The organism is Streptomyces sp. NPDC001868 (genome assembly GCF_040297125.1).
In the GTDB taxonomy this organism is placed as follows: Bacteria; Actinomycetota; Actinomycetes; order Streptomycetales; family Streptomycetaceae; genus Streptomyces.
The window spans coordinates 91,782-117,735 of record NZ_JBEOYO010000014.1 but is presented as its reverse complement, the minus strand read 5'-3'; the positions used below and the strand labels follow the sequence as shown (position 1 = coordinate 117,735).

20 protein-coding genes and 1 pseudogene are annotated in these 25,954 nt (G+C 71.5%); 5 read left to right on the top strand and 16 right to left on the bottom strand.

The window, feature by feature from the left end:
• Positions 1 to 369 precede the first annotated feature (369 nt).
• Entirely contained in the window at positions 370 to 2,241 is a 1,872-nt protein-coding gene (locus ABT147_RS18880) for a PucR family transcriptional regulator ligand-binding domain-containing protein (protein WP_351407339.1), read from the bottom strand.
• A 160-nt stretch (positions 2,242 to 2,401) separates the two neighbouring features.
• Positions 2,402 to 4,534, bottom strand: coding sequence for an ATP-binding protein (locus ABT147_RS18875; protein WP_351407337.1), 2,133 nt, complete (start codon positions 4,532 to 4,534; stop codon positions 2,402 to 2,404).
• Between the two features lie 273 nt (positions 4,535 to 4,807).
• Here ABT147_RS18875 and gabT point away from each other — a divergent pair, with 273 nt between their 5' ends.
• Together gabT and ABT147_RS18865 are read left to right on the top strand one after the other, a co-directional pair.
• Positions 4,808 to 6,142: a 4-aminobutyrate--2-oxoglutarate transaminase gene (gabT, locus tag ABT147_RS18870; RefSeq protein WP_351407335.1), complete on the top strand. Its 1,335-nt coding sequence runs from the start codon at positions 4,808 to 4,810 to the stop codon at positions 6,140 to 6,142.
• Between the two features lie 366 nt (positions 6,143 to 6,508).
• A complete protein-coding gene (locus ABT147_RS18865; RefSeq protein WP_351407333.1) occupies positions 6,509 to 7,204 on the top strand; it encodes a phosphatase PAP2 family protein in 696 nt (231 codons plus the stop codon).
• A gap of 144 nt (positions 7,205 to 7,348) precedes the next feature.
• Here ABT147_RS18865 and ABT147_RS18860 read toward each other — a convergent pair whose 3' ends face one another.
• The 7 genes from ABT147_RS18860 to ABT147_RS18830 all read right to left on the bottom strand — a co-directional run bounded on the left by ABT147_RS18860 (position 7,349) and on the right by ABT147_RS18830 (position 15,249).
• Positions 7,349 to 7,801: a hypothetical protein gene (locus ABT147_RS18860; RefSeq protein ID WP_351407330.1), complete on the bottom strand. Its 453-nt coding sequence runs from the start codon at positions 7,799 to 7,801 to the stop codon at positions 7,349 to 7,351.
• Positions 7,802 to 8,020: 219 nt separating this feature from the next.
• A complete protein-coding gene (locus ABT147_RS18855; RefSeq protein WP_351407328.1) occupies positions 8,021 to 9,439 on the bottom strand; it encodes an NAD(P)/FAD-dependent oxidoreductase in 1,419 nt (472 codons plus the stop codon).
• 38 nt (positions 9,440 to 9,477) lie between these two features.
• Positions 9,478 to 10,278 carry an ABC transporter permease gene (locus ABT147_RS18850; protein WP_351407326.1) on the bottom strand — a complete coding sequence of 267 codons (801 nt, stop codon included), beginning with the start codon at positions 10,276 to 10,278 and terminating at the stop codon, positions 9,478 to 9,480.
• Positions 10,279 to 11,217 carry an ABC transporter permease gene (locus tag ABT147_RS18845; protein WP_351407324.1) on the bottom strand — a complete coding sequence of 313 codons (939 nt, stop codon included), beginning with the start codon at positions 11,215 to 11,217 and terminating at the stop codon, positions 10,279 to 10,281.
• On the bottom strand, positions 11,217 to 12,377 hold the full coding sequence (locus ABT147_RS18840; protein ID WP_351407322.1) for an ABC transporter ATP-binding protein: 1,161 nt from the start codon (positions 12,375 to 12,377) through the stop codon (positions 11,217 to 11,219). Before ABT147_RS18840 ends, ABT147_RS18845 begins: the two co-directional genes overlap by 1 nt.
• 8 nt (positions 12,378 to 12,385) lie before the next feature.
• A complete protein-coding gene (locus ABT147_RS18835; RefSeq protein WP_351407320.1) occupies positions 12,386 to 13,630 on the bottom strand; it encodes a polyamine ABC transporter substrate-binding protein in 1,245 nt (414 codons plus the stop codon).
• An 83-nt stretch (positions 13,631 to 13,713) separates the two neighbouring features.
• On the bottom strand, positions 13,714 to 15,249 hold the full coding sequence (locus tag ABT147_RS18830; RefSeq protein ID WP_351407318.1) for a gamma-aminobutyraldehyde dehydrogenase: 1,536 nt from the start codon (positions 15,247 to 15,249) through the stop codon (positions 13,714 to 13,716).
• A 212-nt stretch (positions 15,250 to 15,461) separates the two neighbouring features.
• Between ABT147_RS18830 and ybiA the strand changes: the two genes are divergently transcribed.
• Positions 15,462 to 16,028 (top strand): riboflavin biosynthesis intermediates N-glycosidase, encoded by a 567-nt coding sequence (ybiA, locus tag ABT147_RS18825; RefSeq protein ID WP_351407491.1) that lies wholly within the window; start codon positions 15,462 to 15,464, stop codon positions 16,026 to 16,028.
• Here the strand turns inward: ybiA and ABT147_RS18820 are convergent.
• A complete protein-coding gene (locus ABT147_RS18820) occupies positions 16,025 to 17,386 on the bottom strand; it encodes a DUF4190 domain-containing protein (RefSeq protein WP_351407317.1) in 1,362 nt (453 codons plus the stop codon). The genes ybiA and ABT147_RS18820 overlap by 4 nt on opposite strands.
• 194 nt (positions 17,387 to 17,580) lie before the next feature.
• Here ABT147_RS18820 and ABT147_RS18815 point away from each other — a divergent pair.
• Both ABT147_RS18815 and ABT147_RS18810 read left to right on the top strand, forming a co-directional pair.
• A pseudogene (locus tag ABT147_RS18815) lies at positions 17,581 to 18,793 on the top strand (adenosine deaminase).
• Positions 18,794 to 18,815: 22 nt separating this feature from the next.
• Positions 18,816 to 19,502: a glycerophosphodiester phosphodiesterase gene (locus tag ABT147_RS18810; protein ID WP_351407315.1), complete on the top strand. Its 687-nt coding sequence runs from the start codon at positions 18,816 to 18,818 to the stop codon at positions 19,500 to 19,502.
• Positions 19,503 to 19,672: 170 nt separating this feature from the next.
• Here ABT147_RS18810 and ABT147_RS18805 read toward each other — a convergent pair whose 3' ends face one another.
• From ABT147_RS18805 to ABT147_RS18780, 6 genes are all read right to left on the bottom strand, one after another.
• Positions 19,673 to 21,373, bottom strand: a complete 1,701-nt coding sequence (locus ABT147_RS18805) for a sigma-70 family RNA polymerase sigma factor (protein ID WP_351407313.1) — start codon at positions 21,371 to 21,373, stop codon at positions 19,673 to 19,675.
• A gap of 149 nt (positions 21,374 to 21,522) precedes the next feature.
• Positions 21,523 to 22,071 (bottom strand): hypothetical protein, encoded by a 549-nt coding sequence (locus ABT147_RS18800; RefSeq protein WP_351407311.1) that lies wholly within the window; start codon positions 22,069 to 22,071, stop codon positions 21,523 to 21,525.
• A gap of 83 nt (positions 22,072 to 22,154) precedes the next feature.
• Positions 22,155 to 22,814, bottom strand: coding sequence for a YceI family protein (locus ABT147_RS18795; protein WP_351407309.1), 660 nt, complete (start codon positions 22,812 to 22,814; stop codon positions 22,155 to 22,157).
• A gap of 197 nt (positions 22,815 to 23,011) precedes the next feature.
• Positions 23,012 to 24,235, bottom strand: a complete 1,224-nt coding sequence (locus ABT147_RS18790) for a hypothetical protein (protein ID WP_351407307.1) — start codon at positions 24,233 to 24,235, stop codon at positions 23,012 to 23,014.
• Positions 24,236 to 24,376: 141 nt separating this feature from the next.
• The gene (locus ABT147_RS18785) at positions 24,377 to 25,189 is read right to left on the bottom strand and encodes an IclR family transcriptional regulator (protein WP_351407304.1); all 813 of its coding nucleotides are present in this window, start codon (positions 25,187 to 25,189) and stop codon (positions 24,377 to 24,379) included.
• Entirely contained in the window at positions 25,186 to 25,923 is a 738-nt protein-coding gene (locus ABT147_RS18780) for an MBL fold metallo-hydrolase (RefSeq protein ID WP_351407302.1), read from the bottom strand. The genes ABT147_RS18785 and ABT147_RS18780 overlap by 4 nt, the downstream gene beginning before the upstream one ends.
• Between the last annotated feature and the right edge of the window lie 31 nt (positions 25,924 to 25,954).

Sequence of the window (25,954 nt, the reverse complement as noted above, 5' to 3'; positions counted from 1 at the left end):
CCCCTGCGGGCCTGAAAGGGCCATGGCCCCGGGGCCTGAAAGTCGACGGGGCTGCGGGCCGAAGGGTCGACGGGTTGCGGGCCGAAAGACGACGGAGCTGCGGGCTGAACGACGCCGGAGCCGCGGGCCGAAGGACGACGGAGTTACGGGCTGAACGACAACGGAGCTGCGGGCCGAAAAGCACGGGGCGCAGCCCCTGCTTTTCAGGGGGCGGGGAACTGCGCGAGAAGCCCCACCGGACCCGCACACGCCCACCCACCCCAACCACCCCACCCCTCATCCCACCCACCACCCCACACCCCTCGGGGTCGAAGGGGCAGCGCCCCTAGGGATGGGACGGGTAGGGGCGGCGGGGGCGAGGAAAAGCCCTTACTCCCCCGCCGCAGCCGTAGCCTTCAACGCCAACCACAACTCCATCCGCACATCGGCGTCATCCAACGACCGCCCCAGAATCTCCTCCACCCGCCGCATCCGATACCGCAGCGTGTGCCGATGAACCCCCAGATCCGCGGCAGCCGCATCCCACTGCCCATGCCGCGACAACCAGGCCCGCAACGAAGCGACAAGATCCCCCCGCCCGGTCGCATCATGCTCCCGAAGCGGCCGAAGCAGACTGTCGGCAAAGGCCCGCACCGCGTCATCCCCGAGCAACGGCAGCACCGACCCCGCGGCCAGCTCCTCGTGCTCCACCAGACAACGCCCACGCCGCCGAGCCACGGACAACGCCTGCTCGGCCTGCTTGTAGGCGGCGGCAGCCGCGATAGGCCCCGCCGGCGCGGACAGCCCGACGACAAGCTCCTCCTCCTCGACGGAACCGGACCCCGAGCCGGAACCGGAACGGGAGCCAGACCCAGAACCCGAACCCGAACCGGAACCGGAACGAGCACCGGAGCCCGAACCCGAATCAAGACCAACCCCGGAGCCACTGCCGACCACGGCCCCCACATCCCGCCCAGCCACCCGAGACGCCTCCAACCCCACCGCGAACTCCCCGCACGCGGCCACCGCCGCACCCCCGTCCACCGCGAGCACGACAAGCCGCTCCCCGTCGGGAACGACGAGCACAGCCTCCCCCGCCCGCGCAGCGGCGGCCTCCACGACCTCGACGAGCTGCCCGAGCAGATCACCCCCCGATCCACCGGCAACCGCCCCCCGCCCCCCTCCACCGGAGCCAGAACCGGAACCGGAACCACCCCCCGCCCCGACGGCGAGACCGGCCCCAGCCACCCCCTCGACCCCACCTGCCCCACCCGCCACACCCGCCGCCCCCACGGCCCCCTCCACCCGAGCCCGCGCCGCAGACGCCGACGCCGACTCCGCGAGGACCAACCGGAACGGCGCGTCCAACAACTCCCCGTACAACCCCCCGGCCACGGCACGCGCGTGATCGCACTCCCCGGCCAACAGCATCCGCAGCACCGCCGCCCCGATCCGCTGCTCGGCGGCGTGCAAGGAGCGCGACCGTTCCGTGGTGAGCGTCAGCAGGGCGATCGCGGAGTGGACGGCGTACCGCTCGGCCGTGCCGAGGGCGGCGGCCGTGCCGACGGCGAGGGCGGCGCGCGCCCGGCGCCCGGTCCCGAGGGAGTGCAGCTCGACACGGTCCTCCCCGCCCACGACCGCGCTGGCGGGCGCGGGCCGGTCCCGCAGCCGTTCGACGTCGGCGGTGAGCCGCCCGGCCCGCCGCTCGGCCCACTCGGGCGCCACCGCGACGACCGCGCCGGAGGCGTCGTACAGGGCGGCCCACCCGTCGACCTGCCCGGCGAGCGCGCCGAGCAGCCCTTCGGGGCCGTCGGTCAACGCCTGCTTGGTGAGTTCCCGCTGCGCCGCGAACCCCGCCGTCACGGCCCGGTACTGCTCGGCGGCGATGGCGGCCGACACCGCCTTGCTGATGGCGAGGAAGGGCGTACGCCGGGGCACTTCCAGCAGCGGCAGCCCCTCCCCCTCGGCCGCCGCGACGAGCGCCTCGGGGATGTCCTCGTAGTGCACCCCGACGGCGAAGCCGAGCCCGACGACCCCGGCCCCCACCAGGCGCCGTACATAGCGCCGCATCGCCTCCGGATCCTCCGCGTCCAGCTTCAGCGCGGTGATCAGCAGCAGCTCCCCGCCCTCCATGTACGGCACGGGATCGGCGAGCTCACTGGCGTGCGCCCAGCGCACCGGCACATCCAGGCGGTCCTCGCCCGCCCGCACGGTCAGCTTGAGCGTGGAGTGGTGGACGAGCGAGGCGAGCGTGGGGGGCATGGGACCTTCAGGTCGATGTGGGCTTTTGGCCGCCGCGTATGAACGACCTGTCCCGATTCTGCCTCACCGTACGATCACAGGCCCCCCACACCGCCACCCATCTGGCTCAAACCGAACGCCCCCGCCGACCGCTCGCGCCGACCACTGCGGGCCGCCCTCCTCAGCCCCGCAGATCCACCAGCAACGGCGGCGCGTGCTCGCCCCGGACGCTCGTCAGCGACAGCACGGCGTGGCCCGGCGGCACACCGTGCGCCAGTTCGGACGCGGACCACCGCTCCCGCTCCACCTGCCGTACGGTCACCGCCCGCGCGGTGGGGGCATGGCCGGTGATGACGCGGCGCAGCGCGTGCCAGGCCTTGCCCGCCGGGGAGTCGGCGATGATCTGCCGGTCGGTGACGTCCCGTGCCTCGGTCCACTCCTTGCCCCAGACCTCGGCGAAGTCCTGCCCGTCCCACGGGGTGAGCCCGGACAGCGCCATCCGGCAGCCGGTGGCGCCGAGGAGCGGCCCGCGCAACGGCCGGGGCACGTCGTCGAGGGTGCGGAGGGTGAGGACGGTGCCGGCGTTGGCGGAGCGCAGCCGCTGGATGCCGCGTACGGCCTCGGGGGTGACGACCCCGGTGGCGTCGTCCAGCACGAGGCAGGCGAACAGCGAGCGGTCCTCCCGTACGGCGACGCTCGCGGTGAACTGCGCGAGCACCAGCCGCGCCAGGATGCGCGAGGCGTCGGCGTGGCCGCGCTCGGGGAGGTCGATGCGGACGCGTACGGGGTGGTCGAGGGCGCGCAGGGAGAAGGGCCGGGTCTGCCCGGAGGTGTCGAAGAACGTGGCGAAGGCGGGCCGGTCGAGGAGGGCGACCCGGTCCGCCAGTACGCCGCTGACATCCCCGGGGTGCCCGAGCTGGCGCTCCCGCGCGTCCAGTTCCCGCAGCAGCGACTCCTGTCCGGCGTCCTGGAGGGCCGTGCGCAGCTCGGCCAGCGGGCCGGGGGCGCCGTCCAGGAGCTGCCGCAGCTGCGGCACCGACGGGAAGCGTCCGTGCACCGCCCGGAACGGCCCGAGGAGCTGGGCGAGCACCGTGGTGGAGCGCCGGCTGTCGCCGCCGGGGTGCGGGTCGGTGAGGTCGCCGACGAGCGCCTCCGCGAGGACGGCCGCGGCCTCGTCGGGGTCCGTGGTGCCGCCGTAGAGGTCAAGGTCGTAGACGGACTCCGGGTTCCCGATCCGTACGACGACGTCGTACGCGTCGGCCGGGCCGAGCCCCGCGCCCGCCGCCCCCACGACCACCACCGCGGCCCGTCCGGCGAGCGCGTGCAGGCACAGCGACTCGGCGACGGGCCAGACCACGCTGCCGGTCTTGCCCGATCCGGCGGGCCCGACGGCCAGCAGGGAGGTGCCGAGCAGTTCGGGGCCCACGGCGAGGCCCGTGCCCCGGTAGGCGTACGGGTTGCGCGGGTCGTCGACGGTGCCGCCGAGGCGGACCTGCCCGGTCACCATGTCGTGCCGGGCGAGCCGGGCGGGCAGATCCCGCTCCCCGGACGGGTGCAGACACGCCGCCGCGCCGTCCTTCAGCACGGCCCCGGTGAACGTCGCCAGACTGTGCCGCCCACTGCGCACCCCCTGCCACGCCCGCATGATCCGCGCATGATCCACATCCCGCATCAGCCCGGCCCCCGCCTCCACGACCAGCCGCTCGGCGGCATCGACGGCCCCGGCTTCACGAAGCTGGTTCCACTGGGCGGGGTCGTCCTGGGCGGCGGGGGCCGCCTGCTCCGGCGGCCCGCCTCGGAGGCGTGGAGCGACGAAGCGGCGCCAGACCTCGCCCCAGCGGCCCAGCCGGGCCACCGCGACCAGGATCAACAGGGCCACGAGCAGTTCGTAGCCCCCGTACACGATGAAGGTGCCGACCTGGCCCCCCTCGCCGGAGCCGCCCTGCCAGGAATCGGGAACGATCAGGTCGAGCGGGATCCACCACCAGTAGCCGAGATAGCCGTTCTGCAGCAGGGACCACACGAGCCAGCCCACCAGGAAGGCGATGAGGGCGCCGCCCAGGAGCTGTCGTTTCGGGATCTCCTCGGGTTCCTCGTCGGGTCGCGGTGTATGTCCGAACCGCCACACGCCCGGTGCCGCGTCCGGTCGCGGTGCCCGCAGCCACGCGAGGAAGGAAGACCCGTCCGGCATCGGAGGAACCCCTGGCGCGCGCGAGGGCCGAGGGGGCAGAGCGGCTCCCTCGGGTGGTCCCGTCGGGCGCGGCACAGGATTCGCATGCGTGCCCCGCGCGTCCCGCGTCCCGTCGCTGTTCATCGCGCTTGCCCCCTGACCAGCCGTTCCGTCCACCATCAGCGAGCCAATCTAACGCCCCCGCAAGGGGAGTTCACCGCTTACGTGGCCGGGCGGGCCATGATGCGGCCTGTCCGTGACCCACCCGCCCCCGATTCACCTCCGGCAACGCGCCATGTCCACCAAGGACAAGCGACACCGCCGACAACGCCCACATGGAGCATGCCCAGCAGTCCTTCCCGGTCCTAGCCTGCGAGAAAAGAAGACAAGCGTCCGCAACATCCCCAGGAGCCCCACATGAGCGCACTTCCCCAGGAGCGCCGCGTAGTCACCGCCATCCCCGGACCGAAGTCCCAGGAGTTGCAGGCTCGTCGTGTCGCCGCGGTCGCGGCGGGGGTGGGGTCGGTGTTGCCGGTGTTCACCGCGCGCGCGGGCGGTGGCATCGTCGAGGACGTCGACGGCAACCGGCTGATCGACTTCGGCTCGGGCATCGCCGTGACGAGCGTCGGCGCGAGCGCCGAGGCCGTCGTCCGCCGGGCCACCGCCCAGCTCCAGGACTTCACGCACACCTGTTTCATGGTCACGCCGTACGAGGGCTATGTCGCGGTCGCCGAGGCCCTCGCCGAGCTGACGCCGGGCGACCACGCCAAGAAGTCCGCGCTGTTCAACTCCGGCGCCGAGGCCGTCGAGAACGCGGTGAAGATCGCCCGGTCGTACACCAAGCGACAGGCCGTCGTCGTGTTCGACCACGGCTACCACGGGCGCACCAACCTCACGATGGCGCTGACGGCGAAGAACATGCCGTACAAGCACGGCTTCGGGCCGTTCGCGCCCGAGGTGTACCGCGTCCCGGTGGCGTACGGCTACCGCTGGCCGACCGGCCCGGAGAACGCGGGCCCCGAGGCCGCCGCGCAGGCCGTCGACCAGATCTCCAAGCAGGTCGGCGCCGAGAACGTGGCCGCGATCATCATCGAGCCCGTCCTCGGCGAGGGCGGCTTCATCGAGCCGGCCAAGGGCTTCCTCCCGGCGATCAGCAAGTTCGCCTCCGACAACGGCATCGTCTTCGTCGCCGACGAGATCCAGTCGGGCTTCTGCCGCACCGGCCAGTGGTTCGCGTGCGAGGACGAGGGCATCGTCCCGGACCTGATCACCACCGCCAAGGGCATCGCCGGCGGTCTCCCGCTCGCCGCCGTCACCGGGCGCGCGGAGATCATGGACGCGGCGCACGCGGGTGGCCTGGGCGGCACCTACGGCGGCAACCCCGTCGCCTGCGCGGGCGCCCTCGGCTCCATCGAGACGATGAAGGAGCTCGACCTCAACGCGAAGGCGAAGAGCATCGAGGCGGTCATGAAGGCCCGGCTCACCGCCATGGCCGAGAAGTTCGACGTCATCGGCGACATCCGGGGCCGTGGCGCCATGATCGCCATCGAGCTGGTCAAGGACCGTACGACGAAGGAGCCGAACCCGGAGGCGACCGCCGCGCTGGCGAAGGCCTGCCACCAGGAGGGCCTGCTGGTCCTGACCTGTGGCACCTACGGCAACGTGCTGCGCTTCCTGCCGCCGCTCGTGATCGGTGAGGACCTCCTGAACGAGGGCCTCGACATCATCGAGCAGGCGTTCACCCGCATCTGACACCCGTGCGAGCGCCCCCATTGCGGGGCGCCCGCATACGGAACCTCCCATCCGCCTCCGACGTCCCACGCTTCCCGGAACCGGAATCCGATCCTGGATTCCGGTCCCTGTGGACAAGCGTCGGAGGGCGTGAAGAAGGTGTGCAAGGTGGATGTCGGGGCGCGATTCCGCCTGTCGTCACCGCGATCCCTGTCGTAGGTTCTACCGCAGATGAGAGATACACCCCGCCCACAGGGGACTGTGGGCGACACAGGGTCGGGGCCTCCCCAGCTTCGCCCTGGTCGTGCCCTCGCGCACACACCCGGAGCTTCCGGCTCCGGATCTCCTCACCGATCGGATGGCCGCGCGTCCCAAACCCCCCGGGGCGTGCGGCACACCGATCAGGACGGCCACCCCCGAACCACCCCCCCTGTTCGGGGGTGGCCGACCACCCCCTCCGGCCGCCCCGCCGCCCTCCTCCTTCTCGGCGCCCCGGCCCTCCTCTTCGCCCTGATCACCTGGCAGGTCCTCGCGCACGGCCCACTGGCCCGCGCGGACGAACGCCTCAGCGACTCCCTCGTCCACCGGGGCGCCCCCACCCAGTTCCTCGCCGACCTCGGCAACATCACGGTCGCCGTCCCGGTCCTCGCCGCCGTGCTCCTGTACGTGGGGTGGCGGCTGCGTGCCACCGGTAGGGACCACTGGTGGCGGCCGTCGGCGGGGGCAGCGCTCCTCATGGCCGCCGTACCGCTCTGGGTGATCCCGCTGAAGGAGCTCATCGCCCGCTCGGGCCCGCCGATCATGGGCCCCGGCACGGGTTTCTACCCCTCCGGCCACACCGCGACCGCGTCCGTCGCGTACGGCGGTGCCGTCCTGCTCCTGCTGCCGTGGCTGCGCGGCGCCCCCGCGCGCCGCGCGGTCGTCGTCCTCGCGGTCGTCCTGAACATCGGGGTCGGCTTCGGCCTGGTGCGCCAGGGCTACCACTGGCCGCTCGACGTGGTGGCGAGCTGGTGCGTGTGCGCGCCGCTGCTCTCCTCGCTGTGGTTCGGGGTGCGTCGCCACACCGCACAGGGGTCGCCCTGAAGAGGTGACGTTCTGAAGGGGTGACGTTCTGAAGGGGTGACGTTCTGAAGGGGTGACGTCCGCGTCGGCCGCACGGGCGGCCGACGAGTGCGCGGTGCGGCCGGGGGACGGCCGCCTCACGACGGTGGGGCTGTCAGCCCCCGGCTACCGCTCCTCGTCCCCGGCCAGGCTCGCCGCCGCCTCGTGCATGGCCAGTTCGAGCAGGGCCGGGTCGGTGAGGGTGCCGCTGCCGTCCGGCGGGATCAGCCAGCGGACGCCACCGGTCTGCCGGCCGGGGTACGGCACCACGATCCAGGTGCCCCGGCCCGCGCTGCGCACCCCCGTGCCGAGCCACCGCGACGCCGTGCCCGGCGGTACGAAGAAACCCATGCGGTCGTCGCCGAAGTCGACGAGCACGGGTCCGGGTTGGTCGATGATGCGGGTCAGGACGTCGAGCGTGGGATAGCCGAGTCGGCCCGGCAGGATCAGCACGTCCCAGGCCCTGCCGGCCGGAAGCAGGGCGACCCCCAGGGGGTTGCGCTCCCACTCCCAGCGGCAGGCCTCGGGATCCGGTGATACGGATGCCAGCCATTCGGCCGCCGTCTTGGCCCCAGTCATGACAGGGACCTTCCTCTCTCTAGAGCTCCGTCGGACGCGGTTTCGCGTCACGAGCACAGACAGAGGTTCCGGCCGGGCATTACGCGGGTTCCGACCACTTCTTGGTGGTGAATGGGGTAACACGGTCCGGCAGGGCGTACGCCTGTTGATCACGGGTGCGCCTTCACGCCCCGCTGGCAGGCGTTTCTGGGGGTTCCGGACGGCGCCGCGTCGGCCGCGTCAGCTGTCGAAGCCCAGTCCCAGCCGGTCCATGGCCTTCAGCCACAGATTGCGGCGGCCGGCGTGGGAGTCGGCGCGGGCCAGGGACCATTTGGTGAGGGCGATACCGGTCCAGGCGAAGGGTTCCGGCGGGAACGGCAGCGGCTTGCGGCGGACCATCTCCAGCTCGGTGCGTTCGGTGCGCTCCCCCGCGAGCAGGTCGAGCATGACGTCCGCGCCGAACCGGGTGGCGCCCACGCCCAGGCCCGTATAGCCGGCCGCATAGGCGACTCTGCCCTGGTGGGCGGTGCCGAAGAAGGCCGAGAAACGGGAACAGGTGTCGATCGCTCCGCCCCACGCGTGGGTGAAGCGGACGCCCTCCAGCTGCGGGAAGCAGGTGAAGAAGTGCCCGGCCAGCTTGGCGTACGTCTCCGGGCGGTCGTCGTACTCCGCGCGCACCCGGCCGCCGTACTGGTACACCGCGTCGTAGCCGCCCCAGAGGATCCGGTTGTCGGCGCTGAGCCGGAAGTAGTGGAACTGGTTGGCCGAGTCCCCGAGCCCCTGCCGGTTCTTCCAGCCGATGGACGCCAGCTGGTCGGCGGTGAGCGGCTCGGTCATCAGGGCGTAGTCGTAGACGGGGACGGTGTACGCGCGGACGCGCTTGACCAGGCTGGGGAAGATGTTCGTGCCGAGCGCCACCTGCCGGGTACGGACCTGGCCGTAGGGGGTGCGGACGGCCATGCCGGCGCCGTACGACTTCAGGTTCAGCGCGGGGGTGTGCTCGTAGACGCGGACGCCGAGTCGGATGCAGGCCCGCTTCAGGCCCCAGGCCAGCTTCGCGGGGTGGAGCATGGCGACGCCCCGGCGGTCGTGCAGGCCCGCCTCGAAGGTGGGTGAGGCGACCTGGTCGCGGACGGCGTCGGCGTCGAGGAACTCGATGCCGTCGGCGAGGCCCTCGCGGGCGATCTCGTCGTACCAGTCGCGCAGTTCCCAGGCCTGGTAGGTCTCGGTGGCGACGTCGATCTCACCGGTGCGTTCGAAGTCGCAGTCGAGGCCGTGGCGGGCGACCGCCGTCTCGATCTCGTCGAGGTTGCGGGCGCCCAGCTCCTGGAGCTTGTGGATCTCGTCGGGCCAGCGGGCGAGGCCGTTGGCCAGGCCGTGGGTGATCGAGGCGGCGCAGAAGCCGCCGTTGCGGCCGGAGGCGGCCCAGCCCACCTCACGGCCTTCCAGCAGGACGACATCCCGGTCCGGGTCGCGCTCCTTGGCGATCAGCGCGGTCCACAGTCCGCTGTAGCCGCCGCCGACGACCAGCAGATCGCAGGTCTCGGCGCCGGTCAGCGCGGCCTCGGGACGGGGCTTGCCGGGGTCTTCGAGCCAGTACGGGACCGGCTGTGCGTCGGAGAGTGACTTTGTCCAACGGTTCATGGCGCTTGGGGCCATGATTTCAACTCCCTACAGAGTGATCCGGACGGGCGGCGCTATGCCTTCTGCCGCTTTCTGCGATTCCCGATGGCCATTCCGGCCACCACGAACAGTACGGCGACCAGGAACATGGCCGTACCGATGACATTGATCTGCACGGGTGTGCCGCGCTGTGCCGAGCCCCAGACGAACATGGGGAAGGTGACGGTCGAACCCGCGTTGAAATTGGTGATGATGAAATCGTCGAAGGAGAGCGCGAAGGCCAGCAGCGCACCCGCAGCGATACCCGGCGCCGCGATGGGCAGGGTGACACGGACGAAGGTCTGCACGGGACCGGCGTACAGATCGCGCGCGGCCTCCTCCAGCCTCGGGTCCATCGACATCACGCGGGCCTTGACGGCGACGACGACGAAGCTGAGGCAGAACATGATGTGGGCGATGAGGATCGTCCAGAATCCCAACTGTGCACCCAGATTGAGGAACAGGGTGAGCAGCGAGGCCGCCATCACGACCTCGGGCATCGCCATCGGCAGGAAGATCAGCGAGTTGACGGCGCCCCGCGCGCGGAAGCGGTACCGCACCAGCGCGAAGGCGATCATCGTGCCCAGGACGGTCGCGCCGAGGGTCGCCCAGGCGGCCAGCTGGAGGCTGAGCGAGAGCGAGCCGCACAGGTCGGCCACCCCGCACGGGTCGGTCCAGGCCGCCGTGGAGAATTCCTGCCACTCGTAGTTGAAGCGGCCCTTGGGCTGATTGAAGGAGAAGACGGTGACGACGACGTTCGGCAGGAGCAGATATCCGAGCGTCAGAAGTCCCGCGATGACGACGAGACGGCTCTTGAGCCAGTTGACGAAGGCCATTTAAACGAGATCCTCCGTCCCGGACTTACGGATGTAGACCGTGACCATGAGAAGGATCGCGGCCATGAGGATGAACGAAAGGGCCGCCGCCGTCGGATAGTCGAGGATCCGCAGGAATTGGCTCTGGATGACGTTGCCGATCATCTGGGTGTTGGTGGAGCCGAGGAGTTCGGCGTTCACGTAGTCGCCGCTCGCCGGGATGAAGGTCAGCAGCGTGCCGGAGACGACGCCCGGCATCGACAGCGGGAAGGTGACCTTGCGGAACGTCGTGAACGGCTTGGCGTACAGATCGCCGGCCGCCTCGTGCAGCCGTCCGTCGATGCGTTCGAGGGAGGTGTAGAGCGGCAGGATCATGAACGGCAGGAAGTTGTAGGTGAGGCCGCAGACCACCGCGAGCGGGGTGGCCAGCACCCGGTCTCCGGCGGTGAGGCCGAGCCAGCTGGTGACGTCCAGGACGTGCAGGGTGTTGAGCGCGCCGACGACCGGGCCGCCGTCCGACAGGATCGTCTTCCAGGCGAGGGTGCGGATCAGGAAGCTGGTGAAGAACGGGGCGATCACCAGGATCAGGATCAGATTGCGCCAGCGGCCGGCCCGGAACGCGATCAGATAGGCCAGCGGATAGCCGAGCAGCAGGCACAGGACCGTCGCCGTGCCCGCGTAGAGCACCGAGCGCAGGAACTGCGGGTAGTACTCGCTCAGCGCGTCCCAGTACGTCGCGAAGTGCCAGGTGACCCGGTAGCCGTCCTCCAGGGAGCCCGTCTGCACGGACGTGGAGGCCTGGTAGACCATCGGCATCGCGAAGAAGACCAGCAGCCAGATGAGGCCGGGCGCGAGCAGCAGATACGGCGTCCAGCGGCCCCTCTTGCGGGGTGGCTTCCCGGTGGTGGCCGGGGCGGGGGCGAGAGGCGGGGGCGCCTCGGCCTCGGTGAGGGTCGACATCAGACGGCCGCCCCCTCGTCGACACCGGCGTCGATGTCCTGGGCGGCGTCCAGGCCGAAGGTGTGCGCCGGATTCCAGTGCAGGACGACCTCGGCGCCGGGGACGAGCCGGGTGTCGCGGTCGATGTTCTGGACGTACACCTCGAACTCGGGGCAGACCGAACTGTCGATCACGTACTGGGTGGAGACGCCTATGAAACTGGTCGCGGCGATCGTGCCCGTGATGCGGTTGCGGCCGACCGGGATCTCCCCGGCGTCGTCCGCGTGCGTGAGGGTGATCTTCTCGGGGCGTACGCCGACGAGGACCTTGCCGCCGGTCGTGGCGGGTGCCGAACATCGCGCCTCGGGGAGCACGAGCTTGCCGTCGCCCGCCTTGAGCACGATGTCGCCGGCGCTCTTCGAATCGACCTCGGCCTCGATGAGGTTGGAGGTGCCGAGGAAGTTGGCGACGAAGGTGGTCCGCGGGTTCTCGTACAGGTCGGCGGGTGAGCCGAGTTGCTCGACGTGCCCGCCACTCATCACGGCGACCGTGTCGGCCATGGTCATGGCCTCCTCCTGGTCGTGCGTGACATGGATGAAGGTGATGCCGACCTCGGTCTGGATGCGCTTGAGCTCCAGCTGCATCTGGCGGCGCAGCTTGAGGTCGAGGGCGCCGAGGGGCTCGTCGAGGAGCAGGACCTTCGGGTGGTTGATCAGCGCGCGGGCGACGGCCACCCGCTGCTGCTGGCCGCCCGACAGCTGATGCGGCTTCTTGCGGGCCTGTTCGCCGAGCTGGACCAGTTCCAGCATCTCCCCGACCTGCTTCTTCACGCTCTTGATGCCGCGCCGGCGCAGACCGAAGGCGACGTTCTCGAAGATGTCGAGGTGCGGGAAGAGGGCGTAGGACTGGAAGACCGTGTTGACCGGCCGTTTGTACGGGGGCAGGTTCGTCACGTCGAGGTCGCCGAGGAAGACGCTTCCACAGGAAGGTTCCTCCAGGCCGGCGATCATGCGCAGGGTGGTGGTCTTGCCGCAGCCGGAGGCGCCGAGAAGGGCGAAGAAGGAACCTTCCGGCACGGTCAGGTCGAGCGGGTGCACGGCCGTGAAGGAGCCGTAGGTCTTGCCGATACCGGAGAGGCGGACGTCGCCGCCGCCCTCGCCTGTGCTCTTCTTGCTGGTCATCGTTCTCGTCACGCCCCTGTCAGCTTCGCGAACTTCTCTTCGTACGCCGTCTCTTCCTTCTGGCTGAGGGAGCGGAAGGCGTGTGACTTGGCTGCCATGGCCGCGTCGGGAATGATCAGCGGGTTGTTCGCCGCGTCCGGGTCGATCCTGGCCAGCTCCGCCTTCACACCGTCGACCGGGCACACGTAGTTGATGTACGCGGCGAGTTCGGCGGCCGGCTTCGGCTCGTAGTAGTAGTCGATGAGCCGTTCGGCGTTGGTCTTGTGCCGGGCCCTGTTGGGGATCAGCAGGTTGTCCGTCGAGGTCAGATAGCCGCTCTCGGGGATGACGAAGTCGACGTCCGGGGTGTCGGCCTTGAGCTGGACGACGTCACCGGCCCAGGCGATACAGGCCGCGAGGTCGCCCTTGGTGAGGTCCGAGGTGTAGTCGTTGCCGGTGAAGCGGCGGATCTGGCCCTGGTCGACGGCCTTCTGGAGGCGGGCGATGGCCGCGTCGAAGTCGTCGTCGGAGAACTTCGCCGGGTCCTTGCCCAGGTCCAGCAGGGTCATGCCGATGCTGTCGCGCATCTCGGAGAGGAAGCCGATCCGGCCCTTCAGCTTCGGGTTGTCGAGCATGTCGGAGACCGACTTCACCTCCTGCCCGTCGAGCGCCTTCTTGTTGTAGGCGATGACCGTGGAGATGCCGGTCCACGGATAGGAGTACGCGCGCCCCGGGTCCCAGTCAGGGCTGCGGAACTGCTGGGAGAGGTTCATGAAGGCGTGCGGCAGATTCGACGCGTCCAGTTTCTGGACCCACCCGAAGCGGATCAGCCGGGCGGCGAGCCAGTCGGTGACACAGATGAGGTCGCGCCCGGTGTCCTGACCGGCGGCGAGCTGCGGCTTGATCTTGCCGAAGAACTCGACGTTGTCGTTGATGTCCTCGGTGTACTTGACCTTGATACCGGTGCGCGCGGCGAACTGGTCGAGGCTGGGGTGGTGCTTGCCGCCGTCGTCGACGTCCATGTACTCGGTCCAGTTGGAGAAGTTGACCACCTTCTCCTTCGCCGAGTGGTCCTCGGACGAGACACCCGAGGTGTTCTTCGCCGCGGGGATGCCGCAGGCGCTCAGCGCGCCGAGCCCGCCGATCGCGAGTGCGCCGCCGGTTCCGGCGCGCAGCAGCGAACGGCGGCTGAGGGCCGCCCTGCCGTTCCTGAGGCTGCGCCGCACGGCGGCCACCTGGGCCGGGGACAGGCGGTCGGGCTCGTACTGCTCCATGCGCGTGATGCCCTTTCGGAGGCGCCCTTTCGGGAGGGTGGGCGGGGACCGGCCGGGGGTCGGGCGGCCGGTCCCCGGGGTGGCTAGCGGTCCCCGAAGATCGTGCGGTGCCAGTCCTTCCTGGCGACCGCCGTATTGTCGAACATGACGTGCTTGATCTGGGTGTACTCCTCGAACGAGTACGAGGACATGTCCTTGCCGAAGCCGGAGGCCTTGTAGCCGCCGTGCGGCATCTCGCTGATGATCGGGATGTGGTCGTTGACCCAGACACAGCCCGCCTTGATCTCGCGGGTGGCACGGTTCGTCCGGTACACGTCCCGGCTCCAGGCGGAGGCGGCGAGGCCGTACGGGGTGTCGTTCGCGAGCCGGATGCCCTCGTCGTCGCTGTCGAAGGGCAGGACCACGAGCACCGGGCCGAAGATCTCCGACTGGACGATCTCGCTGTCCTGGGCCGCGTCCGCGACGAGGGTGGGCCGGTAGTAGGCGCCGTTCTTCAGCTCCCCCTGGGGCGCCTGGCCGCCGGTGACCACGCGCGCGTACGCGCGTGCCCGCTCGACGAAGGCGGCGACCCGGTCGCGCTGTGCGTGCGAGATCAGCGGGCCGAGGTCGGTCCCCGGGGCGAAGGGGTCGCCGAGCCGGACGGTCTCCATCAGGGCGGCCGTCCGCGCCACGAACTCCTCGTAGAGGGGGCGTTGTACGTACGCGCGCGTGGCGGCCGTGCAGTCCTGGCCGGTGTTGATGAGGGCGCCCGCGACCGCGCCGTTGACGGCGGCCTCCAGGTCGGCGTCGTCGAAGACCACGAAGGGGGCCTTGCCGCCCAGCTCCAGATGGAGGCGCTTGACGGTGGCCGTGGCGATCTCGGCGACGCGCTTGCCGACGGCCGTGGACCCGGTGAAGGAGGTCATGACCACGTCGGGATGCCCGACGAGGTGCTCCCCGGCCTCCTTGCCGGTCCCGGTGACGATGTTGATCACACCGTCGGGGATTCCGGCGTCCGTGGCCGCCTGCGCGAACAGCAGCGAGGTCAGCGGGGTCAGCTCGGCGGGCTTGAGGACGATCGTGTTGCCCGCGGCGATCGCCGGGAGGATCTTCCAGGCGGCCATCTGGAGCGGGTAGTTCCAGGGCGCGATGGACCCGACGACACCGATGGGTTCACGGCGTACGTACGAGGTGTGGTCGCCGGAGTACTCGCCGGCCGACTGGCCCTGGAGATGCCGGGCGGCGCCCGCGAAGAACGCGGTGTTGTCGACGGTGCCGGGCACGTCGAACTCGCGCGTCAGCTTGAGCGGCTTCCCGCACTGCAGGGACTCGGCCCGCGCGAACTCCTCCGCCCGGTCGGCCAGGACGGCGGCGAAGCGGTGCAGCGCGTCCGACCGTTCACCGGGGGTGGTGGCGGCCCAGCCGGGGAACGCCGCGCGGGCGGCGGCGACGGCCGCGTCCACGTCGTCCGGGCCCGCCAGCTCGTAGGTGAGGACCTCGTCACCGGTCGCGGGGTCCACGACCGTGTGGGTACGGCCCGATGTGCCCTTCGTCGGGCGGCCGGCGATGTACTGCGCGCCGGCCGCGAAGCGGTCCTGTGCGGGGAATCGGTCCGGGGTGGCGCTGCCCGGGTTCTGCATGTCGCTCTCCTCCGCCGGTGCCCCCTGTGTCCTCGGGGGTGGGTGGCGTAGCTCCAGCTCGATTTGAGTGCCGATCCTGACAGAGCCATGCGGCGCCAACAAGTGATTCCGTTGTTGCCTTTTGGTTACGCGACGGAATCTGTCGACCAGGTGTCCAGTCAGGGCGGGAAATCGAGGACGGATTGTCAGTGGTGGCTGCCAGACTCGTCGACATGGAGAAGATCGATTCTTGGGACACGCTCACCGGGGCGGTCCGCTCGGGGGCAAGGGTCAGGTACCTGCACTTCTGGGGCCACCGGCCACGGCCCGACGGCCGGATCGGCGCGAGCTGTCTGAGCCAGTGGTGGCCGTCGCCGTTCACGGTGGACGGCGTGGAGTACGCGACGGCCGAGCACTGGATGATGGCGTCGAAGGCCCGGCTGTTCGGGGACGCGGAGGCGGAGCGCGAGGCCGTCGCCGCGGCGGGCCCCGCGCAGGCCAAGAAGATCGGGCGGCTGGTGCGCGGCTTCGACAATGCCGTGTGGGAGCGGGAGCGCTTCGCGATCGTCGTCGAGGGCAGCATCCACAAGTTCGCCGCCCACACCGACCTGCGGATGTTCCTCCTGGGCACGGGCGACCGCGTCCTCGTCGAGGCCAGCCCCCTCGACCGCGTCTGGGGCATCGGCCTCGCCGCGGACGACGGACGCGCCATGGACCCCGCGCGGTGGCGGGGTCCCAATCTGCTGGGCTTCGCGCTGATGGCGGCCCGGGAGAGATTGTCGAGCGGGGTCGACGTCTAGCGGGTGCGGGGCGAGGCCAGGCCGGCGGTCGGGGCCGCGCCACCGGCGTCGGCCGGCAGCACCAGCGAGAGCGATGTGGAGTAGCCGTCCTCGAAGGGGTCGGTGTCCGAGTCGTAGTCGTCGCTGCCGGGCGCCACGACGAGCAGGACGATGAAGCCGATGCCCAGCAGGATGCCGACGACTCCGCAGATGATCCCGGCCAGGGCGTGCCCCGGGTTCGTCGCCTCGCCCTTGCGGACCTTGACCCGGCCGATGGACCCGAAGATCACGGCCATGATCCCGAGCAGGATCGCCAGCGGCCACAGACAGAACAGCACGGCGGCGCAGATGCCGAGCACCATCGCCGCGATGCCCATCCCGTTGCTCGGCGGCGGCGCCATCGCAGGCCAGGCGTAGCCCGCGCCGGGAGCGGGGTGGCCGGCCACCGGGTAGCCGGCGTGGGGAGCCGGATAGCCGGCCCCGGGGTGTGCGTGGGCGCCCGGGTAAGCCGGGTATTGCGGATAGCCGTACGGCACCTGCCCGGGCCCGTCGGGGCTGAGGGGCGGGGGTGGTACGGCGGCTCCGGGGGCCGCGTAGGGGGCGCCGGGCGCGGGAGGCGGGTAGGACGCGTGGGGCGCACTGGGCGCGTGGGGCGCGGGCGGGGCGAACGGGTTGGGGGCAGGGGCGGTGGACCCGGCGGGCGGCCCGCCCCCCGGCGGTGCGAACGCGCCGGGACCGGCCCAGGGCTGCGGCCTCGCGGGGGTCGATGGAGACGTCGACCCACCCGAACCGGCCGGTGCCGGGCCACTCGTGTCCGCACCCGGCGTAGACACGACCGTCATCCGGTCGTGCACCGAGGGCGAGGAGGGGGCGGAGGCGCTCGGCGCCGGGGTGTCGGCGGGCGCGGCCCATGGATCGCGGGGAGCCGGAGCCGCGGGAGCGGCCGAAGCGGCGGGCGGGGTCGACCACCCGGGCGGAACCGGGGCGACGGGCTGGGCGGGCTCAGCGGGTGCGACGGGCTGGGCGGGTGCGACGGGCTCGGCAGGCTCGGCGGGGCCGGAACTCGTGGACGCGGCCGGCGCGGCCGGCTTGTCCAGCGCGACCGTCGCCGCCGGGGCCGGTATCGCGTCCTCGGGCCCGGGAGCGGCGTCCGACCCGGCCGGCAAGGGGAAACCACCGGCCACCGTCGACGAGTCGGCCCCTTCGACGACCGTGGGCGGTATCGCGTCCTCGGTCACGGTCGGAAGGGAGGCGCCGTCGACGACCGTCGGCGGAACGGCGTCGTCGATCACTGTCGGCAGGGTGGCACCGTCGACCACCGGCGTCGGAACGGCGTCATCGGTCACCGTCGGGAGGGTGGCGCCGTCGACCACCGTCATGGGTATCGCGGCATCACCCTGCGGTGACGCCCACGGGTCGGGCCGCGGATCGGCCGGTGTCTCAGGAATCGGTGCCTCGTCGGACGGCATGAATGGGTCCCCCTGTACGTTCCGTGCCGCTCTGCGTCGTCTTGTCCGTCGTACGCGATCAGCTGTACGTCCGGTCATGCTAAAGCCCGTGGTTCGGCGCGCGGATCGCCGCCTACGATGATCCCGAGTCATCGATCAGCCGATCACCCGCGTCCCCCGACGTAGACCCAGGTCCCGGGCGGACGCCGTTCCCGGGGAGGAACCTTGACCGACCACCGCACCGCGCAGAGCGTGCCCGTGAACCCCGCCGTCTCCGGCGCGTCCGCCGCTCCCGGCGCCTTCGGCACCCGCGACCCGCACGCCTTCATCGCCGGTCTGCCCAAGGCCGAACTGCACGTACACCACGTCGGCTCCGCCTCCCCCCGGATCGTCTCCGAACTGGCCGCCCGCCACCCCGACTCCAAGGTACCCACCGACCCCGAGGCGCTCGCGGACTACTTCACGTTCACGGACTTCGCCCACTTCATCCAGGTGTATCTGTCCGTCGTGGACCTGATCCGCACCCCGGACGACGTCCGGCTGCTGACGTTCGAGGTGGCGCGGGACCTCGCCCGGCAGCAGGTGCGGTACGCCGAGCTGACCATCACGCCGTACTCCTCCACCCGGCGCGGGATCGAGGAGCGGGACTTCATGGAGGCGATCGAGGACGCGCGGAAGGCGGCGGAGGCCGAGTTCGGGACCGTACTGCGGTGGTGCTTCGACATTCCCGGTGAGGCGGGGCTGGTCTCGGCCGAGGAGACCGTCCGGCTCGCCACCGACGACGGGCTGCGGCCGGAGGGGCTGGTGGCGTTCGGGCTCGGCGGGCCCGAGATCGGCGTACCGAGGCCGCAGTTCAAGCCGTACTTCGACCAGGCGATCGCGGCGGGGCTGCACTCGGTGCCGCACGCCGGCGAGACCACCGGGCCCGAGACGATCTGGGACGCGCTGAACGAGCTGCGCGCGGAGCGCATCGGGCACGGCACCAGCGCGGCCCGCGACCCGAAGCTGCTCGCGCACCTCGCCGAGCACCGGATCGCCCTGGAGGTCTGCCCGACCTCGAACATAGCCACGCGCGCGGTCCGCACCCTCGACGACCACCCCCTCAAGGAGTTCGTACAGGCCGGGGTCCTGGTCACCATCAACTCCGACGACCCGCCGATGTTCGGCACCGACCTCAACTCCGAGTACGCGATCGCCGCGCGCCTCCTCGACCTCGACGAGCAGGGGCTGGCCGCGCTGGCGAAGAACGCCGTGGAGGCGTCCTTCCTCGACGAGGCCGGCAAGGCCCGGCTGTCCGCCGAGATCGACACCTACACCTCGGCCTGGCTGACCCCCTGACCCGATCGGGACGACCACCCTCATGAGCACCGTGACAGCCGTCGCCCACCGCGGCGCCCCCTACCGCCACCGTGAGAACACCCTCGACTCCCTGCGCGCCGGGCTCGAACTGGGCGCGGACGCCGTCGAGTTCGACGTACGGACCACCCGGGACGGCGTGCCCGTCCTGCTGCACGACGCGACGCTGAACCGGCTCTGGGAGGTGGAACGGCCGCTGTCCGCGCTCTCCGTGGCGGAGCTGCGCGGGCTGACGGCCGACGGGGTGCCGACGCTGGCCGACGCGCTGCTGACCACCAAGGGCAGCCGGGTGCTGGTCGACCTGCCGGGCGCGGTGAACCCCCGGGCGGTGCGGCAGATCCTCGGCGTCGTACGCGAGTACGACGCCGAGGACCGCGTCTACTACAGCGCCGACCCGCCCACCCTGCTGGCCGTCCGCGCCGCCGCCCCCACCGCCGAGATCGCCCTCACCTGGAAGACCCTCGCCCCACCCCGCCCCGCCCTCCTGGACACCATCCGCCCCCGCTGGCTCAACTACCGCTTCGGCCTCATCACCCGCCCCCTGGCCGACCGCGTCCACAAGGACGGCTACCTCCTCTCCGCCTGGACCCCCGACACCCGTCGCTCCATGCGCCGCCTGATCGAAGCGGGCGTCGACTCGATCACGACGAACCGAATCGACGCGCTGAGCGCACTGAGGCGGCGTTTCTAGACGGCGCTTCTGACTGGGGCCCACCACAGCGCGCCCTTCAGGGGCGCGGGGAACTGCGCGATCAACCACAACGCACCCGCACCCGCCGAAGCCCACACACCCCCGAGCTCTCAGGCGCCCCACACCACGCACCCTCAAGCTCTCAGGCACCCACGGAGTGCCCAGGCGCCCTACACCTCCGACCGCTGCCCCACAGTCGCCGCATCCTCCGGCCTCTCCCGCGTGACGTACTGCGGGACCGGGGCCGAGTCCTTGCCGTCGTCACGGACGAGGCCGTAGCGGCGGGCGCCGCGGTCGGGGCCGTAGGTGATGTCCCCGGTGACGGTGTCCCAGGTGGAGGGGGCGACGGTGATGCCGTAGTCGGCGCCGCGTTCGTTCTGGGTGAGGGTGACCGTGCCGTCGAGGTAGAAGTACTCGTTCTGCCACATCTGCTGGGTGCCGTCGGGGAGGACGGTGTATCCGATGTCGGGGCCGCCCATGCCGGAGGTCCTGCCGTCGGCGGAGGTCGGGTCGTCCATGCGGCGGCCACCGCCCGAGGCGACGTGGAAGAGCTTGCCCTTCAGGCCGGTCCAGGCCGGCATGACCAGGTTCCCGGGCCGGTACTGGGGGGAGATCTGCCAGCGGACCAGGACGTACCCCTCGCCCGTGAAGGTCACGTTGTCGCCGCGGTGGTTCATCACGGTCCGTGCGCCGCCGCTGCTGGTGACGCCGGACTCGGGCCGGCGCGGGAGGGCGGCGGGCGGGGTGTCCGGGTCCGGCGCCTCGTCCACGGCGTCCACGACGCTGCCGTACAGGTCCTTCTCCTTCGTCCGCGACGGCGACGGGGAGGCGGAGGGGGACGGCGAGGGCGACGGGGAGGAGGAGCGGGAGGGCGCGGGGGCGCGGGGTGTCGAGGCGGCCGGCACGCGCGCCGTGCTGAGCGTCGTGGGCGCGGCCTGCGGGGGCCGGTCCTCCGGGGGCTTCGTGACGACGTACGCGCCCCCGGCGACGATCGTCGCGCCCGCCGTCATCGCGACGGCGGGCTTGGAGAGGATGCCGAGCATCTTGGCGGACCAGCCCACGGAGGCGGTCACGGCGGTCGCCGCCACGGCGGTCTTGCCGCCGAACGCCAGCGACAGGGTGAAGCCCACGGGGACGGGGACCAGGGCGAGGCCGACGAGGAGGCGTTCGGCGGGGACGACGACCTCACCGGGGCGGCCGTGGCCGTCGCAGCGGGAGCAGCCCCGGATGTGCCGGGCGATGCGCTTGCGCCACACCGAGTCGGGCCGCCCGCTCCACCGGGCGGTGACCCGGCCCAGGTCGGAGCAGGAGGAGTCGAGGGCGCGGACGATGCCTCGCGCCGTCTCCAGCCGGGCCTTCATCCGCTGGACGCGTACGGCGGCGTGCTGTCTGCTGATACCGACGGCGGCGGCGAGCTCGCGCCGGCTGAGTTCGCCCGCGACCTCCAGCCACCACAGGGACAGCAACTGCCGGTCCTCGTCGTCGAGCCAGCGGACCGCTTCCGCGACCTCCTTCCGCTGCCCCTCCAACTGCAGCCGCAGCACGGTCAGTTCGGCGAAGTCGGCGGCGCCCAGCGCATCGGCGTCGTCGAGCTGGTCGGCGGTGCGCCGGCGCGCCCGGTCCCGTATCTGCCGCATCGCGATCGCGACCAGCCAGGAGCGGAAGCTGTCCGGATCACGCAGCGTGTCGAGGTTGTCGACGGCGCGCAGCATGGTCTCCTGCACGACGTCGTCGACATCGGCGTGGCCGTTGAGGGCCCGGCCGACGATGTTGTAGACGAGGGGCAGCCAGCCCTCGACCAGTTCGTCAAGGGCGCGCCGGTCCCCCGCCTGCGCGGCCGCGATGGTGGAGCGCCACTGCCGCCCGTCCACGTACGTTCCCTCCGGTCCCACTGGGATCGCCCTGCTCACTCGGCTGTGTTCCGTACTTTCTCAGCCATCCCAGTGACGTGGGGATCCTCCGAGGCGGAGATCACACTGCCCATACGGCTCGCTCCTGTACGTGGGGAAACAGGGGATGCCTACGGAGACGGTGTGGAGGCGGCCGGGATAACAGTTTTTCGACCGTCCCACCCGCCGGTGAGGGCCTCCAGCCGCTTGATCCGCCGCCGTACGACGTACAGCGGGATCACCCCGAACACGCCGAACGACATGTCGATCACCGTCCACCAGAAGGGGATGTCCCGGATCGGCCCGCAGATCAGGGCCAGCGGGACGATGCCGGCGCAGGCGATCATGCCGAACTCGACGACCCAGATGTTGCGGACCGGGTCGCGGTAGGGGCCGTAGAAGGCCACCGCGATCACGAGGTGCGCGAAGGCCAGCCAGTCCGTGCCGTAGAGGAGGAAGGGGTACTCGGCGTCGGCGTCGTCGAGGCCCGCCCGTACGCGCTCGACCCACTCCACGAGCGCCGGCAGGTGCTCCCCGACGGACAGCGACCGCAGCAACTCCTCGGTCCAGCGCAGCTCATGGACCAGCGGGAACGCCGTGGCGCCGCTCAGCACCAGACAGACGACGAAGAGGACCAGCCACGCACGGATGCCCTTCAACAGGGCGGATCTGTCGCTCATGCGGTGAGCGTACGCCCCTACTTGAACGCGTTCAAAAGTGGGGTCCGGCGGATGCCGGACCCCCAGGAGAGCGCGACGGGCCGTCAGCCGCCGGGAACCGAGCGGATCGCGGCGATGTCGAACTGCAGGCGCACCTTCTCGCTCACCATGGCACCGCCCTCCGCGAGCCGCTGGTTGTACGTGAGACCCCATTCGGAACGGTTGATGGTGGTCGTCCCGTCGAATCCGACCCGCTCGTATCCGAACGGGTCCATGACGTGTCCTATGTAGGTGAGTTCCAGATCCACGGGTCGGGTGATGCTCTTGATGGTGAGTTCGCCGGCCATGCGGTAGACATCGTTGCCGACCAGCCGCACCGCCGTACTGACGAAACGCATTCGGGGATGGGCCGCGGCGTCCAGGAAGTCGCGGCCCATCAGATGGGCGTCGCGTTGTTCCACTCCGGTGTCGACGGACCTGGTGGACAGAACAATCTCGGCCCGTGAACGCGAGGGATCACGGCCGTCGAAGTAGAGCCGGCTCTGATACTCGGTGAACGCCCCGCGCACGGTCGTCACCAGGGCGTGCCGGACGGAGAAACCGATACGGCTGTGCGCCGCGTCGATCATCCATTCGCCGGTCAGCATCGCCAGGGCGGGATCGGACGGGCCGTTGGAAGCGAAAGCCGGGGACTCGTGGGGGAGTTGTGAGGCTGTGGGGGCTGCCGGGCGGCGCAGGGACGCAGCACGGGTGAACAGGTTCATGATTCACGTAACTACGGCACGAAGAGATGTGCCGCAACCCTTCGCCGGGCGATACGTCAGGTCCGAATCGACACCGAAAGGCCGATAAAGCGCGACCGCACGGCAGACAATTGCACTATCTCCACAGCGCCGCCACGAATTACCCGCCGCCGAACCGTCGCAATTCACCTCGCGCAGACCGGAATACGACCCCGGATTCAGTGCCTCGCCCTGAGCGCCACGGGGATGCGGTCCAGCACCGGGAACGGGACGAGGCCGTAGTGGTAGAAGTCCACGGCGTCGGCCCCGCCGGGCCCGGTGGCCGCCGCGGTCTTCGCCGCCAGCCGCTCGGCGGAGTCCGTGTCCGGGACTCCCGGACGCAGGACGGCCCGCAGGGAGCAGCCCTCCCGCAGAACGGCCCGGTAGGCGGCGACGTCGGCGGCGATCCGCTCCGGGTCCCGGGCGTACGCGAGCACGCCGTAGCCGGGGACGACGGCGCTGATCGCCGCCGCGTCGACACCGATCCGCCAGGCCTCGTCGACGGCGAGCGCGCCCGTCGGCCGGCCGTCCGCGTACCCCTTCACCGCACCGGTCAGATCGAGGAAGACCAGCCGCGAACCCTCCCCCGCCACCGCGTCGGCCACCTCCGCGACGAGCGAGGTGACGGTGCCGGTACGGGTGCGGACGTAGGCGGCGACGGCCTCGGGCAGGTCGGCCATGACCGTGGGCCGGGGGTCCGCCCCGTCGAGCACCCGTCCCACCACCCGGGCCGCCTCGGCGCGGGCGGCGTCCGCGTCCGCCCCGGCGGCCTCCGCCCTCTCCGCGCAGTACGGGCAGAAGCACAGCCCGAGCAGGAACTCCTCCGGCGCGCCCAGGGAGACGAAGCTGCGCTCGTGGTGGTAGCCGTGGCCGAAGGTGCCGTAGTGCAGGGACTCGGCGACCACCGCGTCCACGCCCGCGCGCGCCACCGAGCGGGCCAGCGCCACGGCGTACGCCCGCACCTCGGGGTGGGCCGGGCAGAGGTCCGCCGGGGCGGCCCGGTCGCCGAAGCAGTTCCGCTGGGTGACGTCGGGGTGGGCGAGGCCCAGCGTGGTGTTGTGCAGGAACACGGTCCAGCCGTGCAGCGCCGCGCCCTGCTCCGCCGTACGCCGGCGCAGCTCACGCAACGGCTCCTCCTCGGCGCCCGCCTGCACGGGAGGCACGAGACGCAGCCCGTCGAACAGGTCGGCCGGCGGCACGAAGTGGGCGCCGTCCCGGCGCAGGGTGACCCGGGCCGGACCGTGCGGGGTGACGTCCCGGGCCCGGTGGTACGCGGCGGCGACGGTGAGCGTGTCACAGCCGTACGCACCGAGGACCCGGCCGAGCACGGCGTCGACGCCCTCGGCACGCAGGTCTTCGACGAAGACGTAGGTCGAGGCGGTGGAAGAGGAGGGGCTTTCCATGGGGCTCCTGTTCAAGCGGGGGCAGGCGCCCCGACAGGGGCGCGGGGCTGTATCGATATGCGGCTCCGCCGCGTGGGCGCGACCAGCCACGACGGCGCGGCAGACAACCGACAACACATCACGGCCCTGGCCGCGCAGCGATCAGCGACCGGTGTCCCGGCCCCGGGACGAGCCGAGGACGTGCGAGATGTCGAGGCCCGTACGCACCACCATCGGCCCCACCTCCCGCACCCGCGCCGGAGTCATCCGCGTCGTGAGCCCCGAGACACTGACCGCACCGACCGCCGCGTCGGTGTGGTCGAACACCGGCGCGGCGACACACCGCACCTCGGGTTCGTTCTCGCGGTCGTCGATGGCGTAGCCCTGCCGGCGGACCCGGTCCAGTTCGAAGCGCAGTCTCTGCGGTTCGGTGGTCGTGTGCGGGGTGACCTGCGGCATCCCGGCGGCGACCACGACCCGGAACTCCTCCTCGCCCAGCCACGCGAGGATGGCCTTGCCCACGGCGGTGCGGTAGGCGGGGACCCGGCTGCCGACCCGGGAGGCCATACGGACGTTGGTCTCGTTCTCGACCTTGTCGATGTAGACGATGTCCGGCGCCTCGTACACCACGAGATGGCAGGTCTCCCCCACCGCGTGCTGGAGCAGCCGCAGCGGCTCGGTGGCGACGGTCCGCAGGTCGAGCGAGGAGAGGTAGGCCTGGCCGAGCCGCAGGGTGCCGTGCCCGAGCCGGAACCACCCCGTCTCCCGGTCGCGGACCAGCAGATCGGCCTCCAGGAGCGGCGCGGCGAGCCGCAGCACCGTGCTCTTGTTGATGCCGAGCTCCTCGGCGAGCCGGGTCAGCGAGATGCCCCGGCCGGTGCCGGCGTGGTCGCGGATGTACTCCAGGACGGTGAGCGCCCGGCGCAGCGAGGACGCCTGGTTACGACGGGCCGGGGCTCCCGGGGTGGTGGTCATGTCGTACTCCTCGGCAGCAGTCCACGGGCGACGATGTCGCGGGCGGCCTCCAGATGCCGTCCGGCACGGGCGAGCGAGACCTCATGATGGCCGGGGAACAGCGCGTCGACGTCGAGCGCGGCCAGCAGGGTCAGACTGGCCGCGTACTCGGGCACCCGGCAGTCGTGCAGATTCTGCAGCGAGACACGGCCCCCGGTGAAGACGCAGTCCCCGGAGAAGAGCGCCCGGTAGTCCGGGGTGCGCAGGTGGTAGCAGAGGTGGCCGTCGGCATGGCCGGGGGTCGCGACGGCCCGTAGGACCACGCCGCCGCCGAGGTCGATCTCCTCGCCGTCGCCCATGGCCTCGACCTGGGGGCAGGGGGCGAAGGTGTAGTCGGCCGGGTAGTACCCGGAGGCCTTTCCCCGGTCGAGGCTGACGCCCTGCTCGTCCCCCGCCGCGATCCATGCCGTGGCCTCGGCTCCGGCCAGCACACGCAGACCGGGCAGCCGCTCGGCGAGCGCGGCCGCTCCGCCCGCGTGGTCGGCGTGGCCGTGGGTGAGGAGGAGATGGCCGGGGTCGGCGCCCGCCGCGCGCACGGCGCGTACGACGGCGTGGGCGGACCGGCCGGCGCCCGCGTCCACCAGCGCGCTGTGCCGGGAGCCGCGCACCAGGTAGACATGACAGTCCAGCGGGTCGCTGAGATCGAAGCCGTACGCACCGCTGGCGACGAGCGTGACATGGTCGGTCAGCCGCATGACGGCCCTCCTGATCTCGTGGATGTAGGCG